Origin of the sequence: Mesorhizobium sp. SP-1A, assembly GCF_032460275.1 — a bacterium.
GTDB lineage: Bacteria > Pseudomonadota > Alphaproteobacteria > Rhizobiales > Rhizobiaceae > Mesorhizobium.
Genome location: NZ_JAVXZD010000001.1, coordinates 1,648,035 through 1,660,377, shown reverse-complemented (window position 1 = coordinate 1,660,377; position 12,343 = coordinate 1,648,035). Strand labels below are relative to the sequence as shown.

At 65.1% G+C, this 12,343-nt stretch carries 13 protein-coding genes; 4 read left to right on the top strand and 9 right to left on the bottom strand.

Annotated features, from left to right (window positions below):
• Window positions 1-2 precede the first annotated feature (2 nt).
• The 3 genes from tdh to QU595_RS08175 all read right to left on the bottom strand — a co-directional run bounded on the left by tdh (window position 3) and on the right by QU595_RS08175 (window position 2,788).
• Window positions 3-1,037 (bottom strand): L-threonine 3-dehydrogenase, encoded by a 1,035-nt coding sequence (gene tdh, locus QU595_RS08185; protein WP_315920563.1) that lies wholly within the window; start codon window positions 1,035-1,037, stop codon window positions 3-5.
• A 10-nt stretch (window positions 1,038-1,047) separates the two neighbouring features.
• Window positions 1,048-2,238: a glycine C-acetyltransferase gene (locus tag QU595_RS08180; protein WP_315920561.1), complete on the bottom strand. Its 1,191-nt coding sequence runs from the start codon at window positions 2,236-2,238 to the stop codon at window positions 1,048-1,050.
• Between the two features lie 121 nt (window positions 2,239-2,359).
• Window positions 2,360-2,788, bottom strand: a complete 429-nt coding sequence (locus tag QU595_RS08175; protein WP_315920559.1) for a MarR family winged helix-turn-helix transcriptional regulator — start codon at window positions 2,786-2,788, stop codon at window positions 2,360-2,362.
• Between the two features lie 91 nt (window positions 2,789-2,879).
• On the opposite strand from QU595_RS08175, the gene QU595_RS08170 reads away from it, so the two are divergent.
• Window positions 2,880-3,287, top strand: coding sequence for a hypothetical protein (locus tag QU595_RS08170; RefSeq protein ID WP_315920557.1), 408 nt, complete (start codon window positions 2,880-2,882; stop codon window positions 3,285-3,287).
• A 25-nt stretch (window positions 3,288-3,312) separates the two neighbouring features.
• Here the strand turns inward: QU595_RS08170 and QU595_RS08165 are convergent, their stop codons facing one another.
• Window positions 3,313-5,358 (bottom strand): NADH:flavin oxidoreductase, encoded by a 2,046-nt coding sequence (locus tag QU595_RS08165; protein ID WP_315920555.1) that lies wholly within the window; start codon window positions 5,356-5,358, stop codon window positions 3,313-3,315.
• 65 nt (window positions 5,359-5,423) lie between these two features.
• Here QU595_RS08165 and queF point away from each other — a divergent pair, with 65 nt between their 5' ends.
• Window positions 5,424-5,885, top strand: coding sequence for a preQ(1) synthase (queF, locus tag QU595_RS08160; protein ID WP_315920553.1), 462 nt, complete (start codon window positions 5,424-5,426; stop codon window positions 5,883-5,885).
• A gap of 10 nt (window positions 5,886-5,895) precedes the next feature.
• Here queF and QU595_RS08155 read toward each other — a convergent pair whose 3' ends face one another.
• Complete coding sequence (locus QU595_RS08155) at window positions 5,896-6,429, bottom strand: hypothetical protein (protein WP_315920551.1); 534 nt, start codon at window positions 6,427-6,429, stop codon at window positions 5,896-5,898.
• A gap of 4 nt (window positions 6,430-6,433) precedes the next feature.
• Window positions 6,434-6,904, bottom strand: a complete 471-nt coding sequence (locus QU595_RS08150) for a DUF3828 domain-containing protein (protein ID WP_315920549.1) — start codon at window positions 6,902-6,904, stop codon at window positions 6,434-6,436.
• 132 nt (window positions 6,905-7,036) lie between these two features.
• Here QU595_RS08150 and mutL point away from each other — a divergent pair, with 132 nt between their 5' ends.
• Window positions 7,037-8,884 (top strand): DNA mismatch repair endonuclease MutL, encoded by a 1,848-nt coding sequence (mutL, locus tag QU595_RS08145; RefSeq protein WP_315920548.1) that lies wholly within the window; start codon window positions 7,037-7,039, stop codon window positions 8,882-8,884.
• Window positions 8,885-8,964: 80 nt separating this feature from the next.
• Window positions 8,965-9,198 carry a DUF2093 domain-containing protein gene (locus tag QU595_RS08140; protein ID WP_315920547.1) on the top strand — a complete coding sequence of 78 codons (234 nt, stop codon included), beginning with the start codon at window positions 8,965-8,967 and terminating at the stop codon, window positions 9,196-9,198.
• Between the two features lie 16 nt (window positions 9,199-9,214).
• On the opposite strand, the gene lpxK is transcribed toward QU595_RS08140, so the two are convergent.
• The 3 genes from lpxK to QU595_RS08125 are packed head-to-tail and all read right to left on the bottom strand — an operon-like array spanning window position 9,215 to window position 12,341.
• Entirely contained in the window at window positions 9,215-10,240 is a 1,026-nt protein-coding gene (lpxK, locus tag QU595_RS08135) for a tetraacyldisaccharide 4'-kinase (protein WP_315920545.1), read from the bottom strand.
• Window positions 10,237-11,553 carry a lipid IV(A) 3-deoxy-D-manno-octulosonic acid transferase gene (waaA, locus tag QU595_RS08130; RefSeq protein ID WP_315920543.1) on the bottom strand — a complete coding sequence of 439 codons (1,317 nt, stop codon included), beginning with the start codon at window positions 11,551-11,553 and terminating at the stop codon, window positions 10,237-10,239. Before waaA ends, lpxK begins: the two co-directional genes overlap by 4 nt.
• Window positions 11,550-12,341, bottom strand: a complete 792-nt coding sequence (locus tag QU595_RS08125) for a lysophospholipid acyltransferase family protein (RefSeq protein WP_315920541.1) — start codon at window positions 12,339-12,341, stop codon at window positions 11,550-11,552. The genes waaA and QU595_RS08125 overlap by 4 nt, the downstream gene beginning before the upstream one ends.
• Between the last annotated feature and the right edge of the window lie 2 nt (window positions 12,342-12,343).

Sequence of the window (12,343 nt, the reverse complement as noted above, 5' to 3'; positions counted from 1 at the left end):
AATCACCAATCCATTACTACTTTTCCGGCGTCGCCGCTTTTCATGGCCTCGAAGCCGGAAATGTAGTCGTCGGCGCCGATCCGATGCGTGATCAGACCGCTCACGTCAAGCGGCCCCTGCACCAGTGCGATCATCTTGTACCAGGTTTCGAACATTTCCCTGCCGTAGATGCCCTTCAGCGTCAGCATCTTGAAGATGACCTTGTTCCAGTCGATCTCGAAGCCGGTCGGCGCGATGCCGAGGATGGCGATCTTGCCGCCGTTGTTCATGGTGTCGATCATGTCGCGGAAGGCCGCCGCCGAGCCGGACATTTCGAGCCCGACGTCGAACCCCTCGGTCATGCCTTCTTCACGCATGACGTCGCGCAGCTTCTCCTGCGACGCATCGACCACGTGATGCACGCCGAGCTTCCCTGCCAGCGCCAACCGGGTCGGATTGATATCGGTGATGACCACCTTGCGGGCGCCGACGCATTGCGCCACCAGCGCGCCCATGATGCCGATCGGCCCTGCGCCGGTCACCAGCACGTCCTCGCCGACGAGATCGAAGGACAGCGCCGTGTGCACCGCGTTGCCAAGCGGGTCGAAGATCGCGGCCACCTCGTCCGGGATGTCGTCGGGGATCGGCACGACGTTGTGCTGGGGGATGGCGACATATTCGCCGAAAGCGCCGGGGCGGTTGACGCCGACGCCCTGCGTGTTGCGGCACAGGTGCCCCCTGCCCGCGCGGCAATTGCGGCAATGGCCGCAGACGATATGGCCTTCGCCCGATACCCGCTGCCCCACCTTGTACTCGGTGACGGCCGAGCCGACCTCCGCGACCGTACCGACGAATTCGTGGCCGGTCACCATCGGCACGGGCACGGTTTTCTGCGCCCACTGGTCCCAATTGTAGATGTGAACATCGGTGCCGCAGATCGCCGTCTTCCTGACCTTGATCAGCACGTCGTTGGGGCCGATCTCGGGAACCGGAACCCGCTCCATCCAAATGCCCGGCTCGGCCTTGGCCTTCACCAGCGCGCGCATCATGTTGGACATTCTTCGCTCCTTACGAAATCACGCCCAGTTCGCGGCCGACGTCGCCGAATGCCTGCACCGCCCGGTCGATATCCGTGCTGGAATGCGCGGCCGACATCTGCGTGCGGATGCGGGCCTGGCCCTTCGGCACCACCGGAAAGGAAAAACCGATCACATAGATGCCGCGCTTGAGCATCCTGGCCGCCATTTCCTGCGCGAGCGTGGCATCGCCCAACATCACCGGAATGATGGGATGGCCTTCGCCCGCAAGCGTGAAGCCGAGTTTCGTCATCGATGACCTGAACCGTTCCGCATTGGCATATAGGCGCGCGCGCAGGCCGTCGCCATTCTCGACCAGGTCGAAGACCTTCAGGGACGCGGCGGCGATGGCGGGCATCAGCGTATTGGAGAACAGATAAGGCCGCGAGCGCTGCCGCAGCCAGTCCACCACCTGCCGTTTGCCCGAGGTGTAGCCTCCCGAGGCGCCGCCAAGAGCCTTGCCCAGCGTGCCGGTGATGATGTCCACCCTGCCCTCGACCCCGCAATGCTCGGCCGAGCCGCGCCCATGTTTGCCGACAAAGCCCACCGCATGGCTGTCGTCCACCATCACCATCGCTCCGTATCTTTCGGCCAGATCGCATACGCCCTTCAGGTTGGCGATGATGCCGTCCATGGAGAACACGCCATCCGTGGCGATCAGCTTGAAGCGGCTGCCTTCGGCCTTCCTCAGCTCTTCCTCGAGGGCCGCCATGTCGTTGTTGGCGTAGCGGAACCGCTTCGCCTTCGACAGCCGCACGCCGTCGATGATGGAGGCATGGTTCAGCGCATCGGAGATGATGGCGTCTTCTTCGCCGAGCAGTGTCTCGAACAGGCCGCCATTGGCGTCGAAGCAGGAGGAATAGAGGATGGTATCCTCCAGGCCGAGGAAGGCGGAAATCCGCGCTTCGAGCTGCTTGTGCTCCTCCTGCGTGCCGCAGATGAAACGCACCGAGGCCATGCCGTAGCCATAACGATCGAGCGCGACCTTGGCGGCGTCGCGCAGATCCGCGCTGTCAGCGAGGCCGAGATAGTTGTTGGCGCAGAAATTCAGGACTTTTTCGCCGCCGGCCACCTCGATCTCGGCCGATTGCATGGAGGTGATGACGCGCTCGGACTTGTAAAGGCCTGCCTTTTTCAGCGCATCGAGCTCGGCATCGATATGGGAAAGGAAATCTGCGGTCATGGTGATCCTTTCGAGGCGCTGCGGCTTTTCAGAACGGTCCCCCTCGCCGACCTGACTCTTGATCGCGTGGCTGAAAAAATCCACCGTAAAACGAGGCTTCAATCCGGATGCCGCGCAATCCTCAATCCCCGACATTCGCCCGCATGGCCGAAAGCACTGCTGCGAACTCGGCCAGTCTCGCCTCGTCCAAGCCGGCGCGAAGCCTTTTGTCGAAGGCGATCGCGGTGCCGCGCAGCTTCATGAACAGCGCTTCTCCCGCCGGTGTCAGTTCCACCTGATGGATGCGCCGGTTGTCCGGGGCGCGACGGCGGGTCAGCAGTCCCTGGCTCTCCATCGCGTTGAGATGATGGGTCAGCGTGGCACCCTGAATGCCGATGACGCCCGCCATTTCGCGCTGGTTCGCCGAACCCCGCGTCTTGACCGCGAGAAGCGTCAGCCAGACCGGCAGGCTGGCCCCCGCTTCCGCCATCGCGGCATCGAAAGCCTGCGACACCGCGCGGGCGGAGCGATGCAGTTCCAATCCTATCGGTGGGCGCAGGGGCGTCGTCATATGGCGACCGTAGCATACAATCGTCGTCAAACCAATTGACATCAAACAATTTGATATCTAATGTTATGCGAACGAACAGAGGAGACGGACAATGCAATATGTCTACATCGTCGTCCTTGGCCTTCACGTCATGGCCGGCGTTTTCTGGGCCGGCACCACGATCACCCTCGCGCGTGATCCGGACATCAGGGTGGAGCGGTTCTTCGGGCCGCAGATGAGCTCAGCCGTGGTCGTTTTCATAACCGGCGCGCTGCTTTGGTACTTCTTCCATGGCGCTTATTTCGGCGGCATGGAAACGGTTCTCGCCATCGGCATTGCCTCGGCGATCGCGGCGGCCGGTGTTCTCGGCGCCGTCGTCGGCCCGGCGAGGCGGCAGCTCGCCGGGGCCGATACGCAAACGGAAGCTCAGCTCCGCGCGCGCATGATCCGCGGCGAGCGGATCGCGGCACCGCTGCTCGGGCTCACCGTGCTGTGCATGGCGGTGGCGCGGCTGTTCTGATCGCAGTTCCTGAGCGCCGCCCTTTCTAGATCCTGATGCCATAGCGTATGCCGTCATAGATCGCGGCATGGATGTTGCGAGACGCCACCGCATCGCCGATCCGGAACACCACGAAGACGCCTTCCGGATTGCGGGCCGGGAAGATATCGCCGCCATTGACGAGTTTCTCGTAGTCGATCGCACCGGCATTCCGCGAGAGCGGTTTCAGCGCCAGATAAAGATCGTCCAGCGGCAGCGTGCCGTGCTCGACCACGACCTGATCGACATGGCGTTCGGCTTGCCAGCCTTCGGCGAAGTCAGAGCCCAGCGTGGCGACCAGCCGGTTGCCCTCGCGGCGAACCGCCTTCAGCCGGGTGTTGATGGTGACGGTCACGCCCTTTTCGTGGAAGGCGCGCATATAGGGCACATGGTTCATGCCGCCCATTTCCGGCGCGAAGAAGCGCTCGGGCGAAACCAGTTCCAGCTTCGAGCCGGCATCGGCGATCAGTTCGGCCGCACCCATGCCCTGGTGGCCGCCATTGTCGTCATAGAGCAGCACCGTCTCGCCAGGCTTGACGCTGCCGGCCATGATGTCCCAGCTCGAGGTGACGAGTTCGTCGCCCGTTTGCAGCGGCGGGTTCTGCGGCAGGCCGCCGGTCGCCACCACCACGACATCCGGCGACAATGCGAGCACGTCGTCCTTCTCGGCCCAGGTATCGTAGCGGATTTCGACGCCCAGCCGCTCCAGTTCCTCCAGCCGCCAGTCGATGATGCCGATCAGCTCCTTGCGGCGGGGATTTTGCGTGGCCAGCCGTACCTGCCCGCCTGCCTGTCCGGACGCTTCCAGCACGGTCACGTCATGTCCGCGTTCGGCCGCCACGCGGGCCATTTCCAACCCGGCCGCCCCAGCTCCGACCACGACCACCTTCCTGGCCGGCCCGTCGGTCTTGCGCAGGACATGCGGGATGGATGCCTCCCGCCCGGTCGCGGCATTGTGGACGCACAGCGCCTCGCCGCCCTCATAGATGCGGTCGAGACAATAAGTGGCGCCGACGCAGGGACGGATGCGGTGCTCCTGCCCTTCCATCACCTTCCTGACGATGTGGGGGTCGGCAATATGCGCGCGCGTCATGCCGACCATGTCCAGCTTGCCGGTCGCGATCGCGTGGCGCGCGGTCGCCACGTCGGAAATGCGCGCGGCGTGGAAGGTCGGGAACTTGGTGGCCGCCCTCACCTCGCCGGCGAAGTCGAGATGCGGCGACGAGCGCATGCCCGTCACCGGGATGACCTTGGTCAGCGCGGCGTCGGTCTCGATCGTGCCGCGGATGATGTTGAGGAAATCGACCTTGCCGGAATTGGCCAGAAGCCGGGCGATCTCGATGCCCTCCTCCTTCGACAGGCCGGTCGCCATATCCTCGTCCGCCACCATGCGGATCCCGACCACGAAGTCCGGGCCGACGGCGGCGCGAACGGCATCCAGGACCATATGCGTGAAACGCAGCCGGTTTTCGAGCGAGCCGCCATATTCGTCGTCGCGATGGTTGGTGGCGGGCGACCAGAAGCCGTCCATCAAATGGCCGTAGGATTCGAACTCGATCCCGTCCAGGCCGGCAGCCTGGCAGCGCTGGACGGCGGACGCGTAGTCCTGGACGATGCGCTCGATGTCCCAGTCTTCCGCCGTCTTCGGGAAGGCGCGATGCGCCGGCTCGCGTACCGGCGAGGCGGAAAGAACCGGCAGCCAGTCGGCCTTGTTCCAGCCAGTGCGGCGGCCCAGATGCGTGATCTGGATCATCACCTTGCAGTCGTGCTCGTGACAGGCATCGGCAAGCTCGGCCAACCAGGGCACGATGCGGTCATCGTAGAGATGCAGGTTGCCGAAGGCCGGAGGGCTGTCGCGGGAGACGACGGCCGAACCGGCCGTCATGGTCAGCGCCATGCCGCCCTTGGCCTTTTCGGCGTGATAGAGCCGATAGCGCTCCTTCGGCATGCCGTCTTCCGAATAGGCCGGCTCATGGCTCGTCGACATGACCCGATTCTTCAATGTCAGGTGCTTCAACTGATATGGTTGCAGAAGCGGATCGTTGCTGGCCATCGTAATCCTATCTATATCGATGCTGGCTGCGCAGCCCGGAATTCGCCCCAACCGGAGCCCATCCCATGACCGCGACGAAAGACCTTACCCAACTCGGCGCGCACGTCGAGACGCCAGACAGCCCGGATCGTGCGGTCCTGGAAACCGTGCCGTTCGCGCGTGGCGACGGGCCGCCGGCAATCGTGCGCTTCACCTGCCCGGAGTTCACGTCGTTGTGCCCGGTGACCGGACAGCCGGATTTCGCGCATATCGTCATCGACTATGCGCCCGACGCGTTGCTGGTGGAATCGAAATCGCTCAAGCTTTTCCTGACCTCCTTCCGCAACCATGGCGGCTTCCACGAGGAATGCACCATCATGATCGGCCGCCGCATCGTGGCGGCGACGAAGCCTTTGTGGCTGCGCGTGGGCGGCTATTGGTATCCTCGCGGCGGCATTCCGATCGATGTCTTCTGGCAGACCGGCGCGCCGCCGAAGGATGTCTGGCTTCCGGATACGGGCGTGGCGCCCTATCGCGGACGCGGCTGAAGCCGTCCGCTCACTGGCACTGGTACTGGCTGAGAGCCCATTCGCCCGTGACGGAAAGCAGGTCGGAAATCTTCCACTCGTCGCCGACCTTCGCCAGCTTCCATTCCAGCCGGTGCGGCGCGCCGGCCTCGATGAACTGGACCACCACTATGGCCCGGTCGCCATTCACGGATTGCAGCATCCGGAAGGTCTTTTCGATCTCGGTCCGGTCGGCGACCGCATTGTCCAAGCTCATGTTCTGATCGAGACAATCGCCCTGTCCCGACTTCTTGAGCGCATCGTTGCCGTCGAGCACTTTCCTGGCCGGATCGATGAAATGGTCGCGTTGCGTGGGGTCGAGCTCAAGACCGTAACGATCGTAGAACGGTTTGATGACGGCGCTGGGCGATCCCGGTTCGGGCAAGGACGAAGGCCGATCGGCATCGCCCTGGGCTTTATTCGGAGCCGGGGTCGCCCCAAGAAGCCCGTCCGCCGCAGCCGGTGGAAGGGCGACATTCAGCAGGCATGCGCAGATGATGAAATGACCGAAACCAGCCCGTCGCAAGGCGCTACTCCTGATCCGGCAGGCATCCCAATTCGCTGAGCTTCCAGCCACTCGTCCTGGAGGCGATATCGGCAATTTTCCACTTGCCGTCGATCTTCTTCAGCGACCAGACCATTTCGCGCCTGGACCCGTCGGCCTGCGGAAAAAGATCGAAGCTGGCAGTCACCTCGCCATTGTCGCCGTCGATTTTTTCGGAGAGCTTGAGGGACCTTGCGACCGTCTTTTCATCGTAGTCCTGCGCATCGAGGCCGGGGCCGAAATCGATGCAGCCGATCTGGCCGGCGTCCTTGGTCGCCTTGTCGTTCAATTCGAACAGCTTCCTGACCGGTTCCGTGAAGCGGCTGCGGTATTTGGCATCCGCCTCGTAGCGCACCGGCGCGTAGAAGAATTTCACCGCATCGGAAGCCGGTCCCGCGAGGCTGGCCGCCGGCGCCGGAAACGACAGGACGGCGGCAAACAGAAGTGTCGATCTCATTCTTGTCCCCCAAGAATCGCCCTGTCCCTCAAGAACCGGCAGCACGATTGATAGCATGTATCCCGGCTTTTTTGCGACCGGGCGACGGCCCGATCCTTCCTTCGCAATGGCGAATCCTCCTATAATTCCGGGATGCCCATCCGCCAGCTTTCCGAGACGATGATCAACCAGATCGCCGCTGGCGAAGTGATCGAACGCCCGGCAAGCGTGGTCAAGGAACTGGTCGAAAACGCGCTCGACGCTGGCGCCACCCGCATCGAGGTGGTTACCGGAGGCGGCGGGCTCTCGCTGATCCGGATCACCGACGACGGCAGCGGCATCCCCGAACGGGAACTGCCTCTTGCGGTGGCCCGCCATTGCACCTCCAAGCTGGCCGACGACATCCACGACATCCGCTCGCTCGGCTTCCGTGGCGAGGCGCTGCCTTCCATCGGCTCCGTGGCGCGGCTCGCCATCCGCTCGCGCGTCGCCGGCAGCGACAGCGCCGCCGAGATCGGCGTGGAAGGCGGTCGGCTGACGCCGCTGCGCCCAGCCGCCGCCAATCGCGGCACCACCGTCGAAGTGCGCGACCTGTTCTTCGCGACCCCCGCCCGGCTGAAATTCATGAAAGGCGAGCGGGCGGAAACCGCGGCCATCAGCGATGTGGTCAAGCGCATCGCCATCGCCTTCCCGGTCGTGCGCTTCACGCTTGCCGGCTCCGACCGGTCGACGCTGGAATTCCCAGCCACAGCCGGCGACGCCGACGGACAACTCGAGCGCATCGCGCAGGTGATGGGTTCGGAATTCCCCGACAACGCCATCCCGATCGATGCCGAACGCGAAGGCGTGCGGCTCTCGGGCCATGTGTCGATCCCGTCCTTCACCCGCGCCAATGCGCTCCAGCAATATGCCTATGTCAACGGCAGGCCGGTGCGCGACCGGCTGATAGCCGGCGCCATTCGCGGTGCCTATGCCGACGTCCTGCCGCGCGACCGCCATGCCGTGACGGTGCTGTTCCTGTCGCTCGATCCTGCCCTGGTGGACGTGAACGTGCACCCGGCAAAGGCCGACGTCCGCTTCCGCGCCCCCGGCCTCGTGCGCGGCCTGATCGTCGGCGCCATCCGCCAGGCGCTTGCAGGCGCCGGAATCCGGCCGGCAACCACGGGGGCGGCCGGCATGATGGCGGCCTTCCGGCCGGGCGGAACCTCCTACGACCGCATGGCAGCGGGCGGCGGCCATGCGCACGGCGCTTCGGCGCACCGCTCCTCCATGCCGCTGAACGGATTCGACGCGGTGCGCTCTGCCTATCGCCCGCTGGAGGCGGAATTCGGCGAAGCGATCCAGTCGGGCTTCGATGCCGGGCCGCTTCACAGCGCCGACGCCCGCGCCGGCCTCGGCGAGCCGCCCGAAGCGTGGCTGCAGGCCGAGCTGGGCGCCGCCCGCGCGCAGGTGCACGAAAACTACATCGTCGCCCAGACGAAGGATTCGCTGGTCATCGTGGACCAGCACGCCGCGCACGAGCGGCTGGTCTACGAGGCTTTGAAGCAGGCGCTGCATTCTCGGCCCATGCCGGCCCAGATGCTGCTTCTGCCCGAGATCGTAGACCTGCCGCAGGAAGACGCCGAACGGCTGGCTCTGCATGCGGAAACGTTGACCCGTTTCGGCCTGCGGCTGGAGCGTTTCGGCCCGGGCGCGGTGGCGGTGCGGGAAACCCCGGCGATGCTCGGCGAAACGGATGTCGCAAAACTCGTGCGCGACCTCGCCGACGAGATCGCGGACAACGACACGGTGGACACGCTGAAGGACCGCCTGCACCAGATCGCGGCCACCATGGCGTGCCACGGCTCGGTGCGGTCGGGCCGCCGGCTCAGGCCGGAGGAGATGAACGCCCTGCTTCGCCAGATGGAGGCGACGCCGGGCTCCGGCACCTGCAACCACGGCCGCCCGACCTATATCGAGTTGAAGCTGGCAGACATAGAACGGCTGTTCGGGCGGCGCTGACGCGGGACGCCCACCAAGCGACACGCTTGACCTGACCGATGATTTATGCGGAAACCACCGATGAAAATTGGCACATATCGATGATGAACCGTTTTGAAGGTCCCGGCGGCCGCGAAGCCCGCATCCGCTATCTCGACGGCGATTTCCAGGTCGTCAGTCCCGGCTCGTTCGTGCGCTGCGCAGTGACCGGCGAATCCATTCCGCTGGACGAACTGAAATATTGGAACGTCGCGCGGCAGGAAGCCTATGTCAGCGCCGCGGCTTCGCTGCGCCGCGAGATCGAGGTCTATCCGGAGTTGCGCAGCCGGCGCTGAACCGGTCGTCAGAACCTCAGCTTTCGAGACGCCGCCTGCGCCACCCTTCCACCGCCTGCGCGATGATACGCTCCGCCGTATGCGGCAGGTCGAAGGTCGTTTCGATTTCCAGGACTTCGAGGTTCTGCTGGAACCCGGCGGGCGCCTCATGGCGCAGACGCGCGGCATCCTTGGAGGTCGTCACCAGCCGGAGCCCATCGGCGTCGGCCATGGCGGCCAGCTCGGCCAGCTCGTCTTCCGCGTAGAAATGGTGGTCGGGAAAAGCCTTGGCCAGTTCCACCTTGCCTCCGGCCGCCGCCACGCTGTCGAAGAACTTGTCGGGGTGGCCGATGCCGGCGAAAGCGAGAAAGCGCCTGCCAGCCCATGGCTTGCCGTCGAACGGCCGCGTGTGAGCCTGGTAGATCGGCTTGCCGGCGCGCGCGGAGCGGCGCACGATCGCGTCGGCGGCAGTGCCCTCTCCCACCTTCAGGATGGCGTCGGCGAACAGCAGCTGGTCCCTGATGCCTGCTCGCAAGGGGCCGGCGGGAATAACGCAGCCATTGCCCAGCCCATAGCGCGCATCGACCACCAGCAGGGCGAAATCCATATGGACGCGCGCGCTCTGGAAGCCGTCGTCCATGATGAGGAAGTCGCAGCCCTTGTCCCCGATCAGGCGCTTTGCGCCGGCGATCCTGTCGCGCGAAACGGCGGTCGGCGCATGGCGCGCGAGCAGCAGCGGCTCGTCGCCGACATGACGGGCGCTGTCATGATCGACATCCACGATATGGACGCCGGAGAAGCTGCCGCCGTGGCCGCGCGAGAGAAAGCCGGGGACCAGCCCCATGCGGGCCGCTTCCCGGGCGAGCGCTATGGCAACGGGCGTCTTGCCCGATCCGCCGACGGTGAAATTGCCGACGCACAGGACCGGCGCGTCGATCCTCGCGCGGCGCGCGGTTTTCATGCGGCGGCCGGCGATGAAGCCGTATGTCAGGGACAGCGGCGACAAGGCATAGGCGCGCCAGTCCGGCCGCTCCCACCAGAAGGGCGGCGCTTCCGACGTCAACGGCCGCTTGCGCCTTTCAGGCGCGCCTTGACGATCAGGGGTTGGATGAAAGGCTCCAGCGACTTCAACGTCCGCGCCAGCGCGCCGCGCATTTCCGTGACCGCTTCCGCGCCGGCCGCGATCATGTTGCGGCGGGCGGTCTCGTTCGAAAGCAGGAAATTGACCGCGCCGGCCAGCATGTTGCGGTCCCGCACCAGCTTGGCGCCGCCGCGGTCGAGCAGTTTCTGGTAGGCGTCGCGGAAGTTCTGGACGTTTCGTCCTGCCAGGACCGCGGTGTCGAGCATGGCCGGTTCCAGCGGGTTCTGCCCGCCTTCCGACGTCAGCGAACGGCCTACGAAAGCGATTTCGGTCAGGCGCAGGTACAGCCCCATCTCGCCGATGGTGTCGCCTAGCAATATGTCGACATCCGGCTCGATCGCGTCCTCGGTGCTGCGGCGCGCCACCTTCAGACCCATGCCGGCAAACTGCTCCATGAGAGCGTCTGCCCGCTCGGGGTGGCGCGGAACGACGATCGTCAGCAACCCGGCGTGGCGCTTGCGCAATATCATATGTACTTCCGCCGCGACGGTTTCCTCGCCGTCATGCGTGGATACGGCGGCCCAGGTGGGGCGCGTGCCGATCTGCCGTTTCAGCACGCTGAGAGCCCGCTCGTCCACCGGCGGCGGCGCCGTGTCGACCTTCAGGTTTCCCGATACAGTGACCGGCCGCGCGCCAAGCGCCCTGAAGCGCTCCCCGTCCAGTTCGGACTGGGCGACGACATGGGCGAGGTTCTCGAACAGCGCCTCGGCGATATTGGAGCGCTTCTTCCATGAGGAGAACGAACGATCCGAGAGGCGCCCGTTGACCAGGACCTGGGGCACATGCCGCGCTCCCAGTTCCAGGATCGTCATTGGCCAGATCTCGGATTCCGCTATGACCGCGAGGTCCGGTCTCCAATGGTCGAGGAAACGGCTGACGGCCGGCTTCAGGTCGAGCGGCACATATTGATGCACGACACGGCCGGACAGCCGTTCCTCCACCACCTTGGCGGACGTCACCGTGCCGGTCGTCAGCACGATGTTGACGCCGTATGACAGTATGTTCTCAACCAGGGGCACGACGGCGATGGTTTCGCCGACGCTGGCCGCGTGGACCCAGATCAAGGGGCCATGCGGGCGCTCGCGACCGGCCACCCCATAGCGTTCGCGGCTGCGGGCGCGGTCTTCCTTGCCCTTGGACGTGCGCCAGGCCACATAGGGGCCCATCAACGGATAGGCCGCCGCCCCGGCGAAGCGGTAAAGCGACAGCACCGTGCGCGCCCAGCGTTCGCTCATCGTGGGCTGTCCACGAGACGGTAGGCGTCGGCGGTCGCCGCATTGAGCTGGTCGGTGAGTTCCTGCCGCTTGCGCTCCATCTCCGCATCATCGGCATCGGACGCGACATGAACCGGCTGGCCCACCGCTATGGCCAGGCGTCCGAACGGCAGGTTGATGGTCGTCTTGTCCCAGCTTTTCTCCAGCACCTTGCGGCGGCTGGTGGCCAATGCCGCCGGAAATATCGGCCTGCCCGACAGCTTCGCCAGCAGGACGATCCCCATGCCGGCTTCGCGCGGAGTGCCATGGGGAATGTCGGCGATCATGCAGACATTCTTGCCGGCTACGAGCGACTTCTTCAAGGCGATCAGGGCCTTGGCCCCACCCTTGTCGAGATGGCGGGCGGAATCGCGCCCGCCCGACCCGCGCACGGCCTCTATGCCGAATTTTTCGATCACCTGCGCGTTGAGCTCGGCGTCCGCGCTGCGCGAAACCATGGCCACGAGATCGCGCTTGCTTGGGTAGACCGCCGGCATCAGCAGGTGCTGGCCGTGCCAGAGCGCGACGATGCCAGGCTCCAGGTCCTGATATGAGCTGCCCTCGAAGCGGATCGAGCCCGGAACGACGCGATTCGTCATGCGTATGAAGCGCATCGCCTGCACGAAAAGGTGGACGATGGCACCCTTGACGAAGCGCGAGTCGGCCAGCGGCTTGCGGACCTTCTTCCACAAGCCTTTGACCGGCCGGTTCCCGTTCTTGCGCTTGATCGCCGGCTCGCTTGCCTGCGACGGTGCAACCCTCTGCTCCATCG

Bases quoted from the DNA above. Each gene is read 5' to 3' on its own strand.
- tdh (WP_315920563.1), bottom strand. From the start codon at position 1,037: ATGTCCAACATGATGCGCGCGCTGGTGAAGGCCAAGGCCGAGCCGGGC.
- QU595_RS08180 (WP_315920561.1), bottom strand. From the start codon at position 2,238: ATGACCGCAGATTTCCTTTCCCATATCGATGCCGAGCTCGATGCGCTG.
- QU595_RS08175 (WP_315920559.1), bottom strand. From the start codon at position 2,788: ATGACGACGCCCCTGCGCCCACCGATAGGATTGGAACTGCATCGCTCC.
- QU595_RS08170 (WP_315920557.1), top strand. From the start codon at position 2,880: ATGCAATATGTCTACATCGTCGTCCTTGGCCTTCACGTCATGGCCGGC.
- QU595_RS08165 (WP_315920555.1), bottom strand. From the start codon at position 5,358: ATGGCCAGCAACGATCCGCTTCTGCAACCATATCAGTTGAAGCACCTG.
- queF (WP_315920553.1), top strand. From the start codon at position 5,424: ATGACCGCGACGAAAGACCTTACCCAACTCGGCGCGCACGTCGAGACG.
- QU595_RS08150 (WP_315920549.1), bottom strand. From the start codon at position 6,904: ATGAGATCGACACTTCTGTTTGCCGCCGTCCTGTCGTTTCCGGCGCCG.
- mutL (WP_315920548.1), top strand. From the start codon at position 7,037: ATGCCCATCCGCCAGCTTTCCGAGACGATGATCAACCAGATCGCCGCT.
- QU595_RS08140 (WP_315920547.1), top strand. From the start codon at position 8,965: ATGATGAACCGTTTTGAAGGTCCCGGCGGCCGCGAAGCCCGCATCCGC.
- waaA (WP_315920543.1), bottom strand. From the start codon at position 11,553: ATGAGCGAACGCTGGGCGCGCACGGTGCTGTCGCTTTACCGCTTCGCC.
- QU595_RS08125 (WP_315920541.1), bottom strand. From the start codon at position 12,341: ATGGAGCAGAGGGTTGCACCGTCGCAGGCAAGCGAGCCGGCGATCAAG.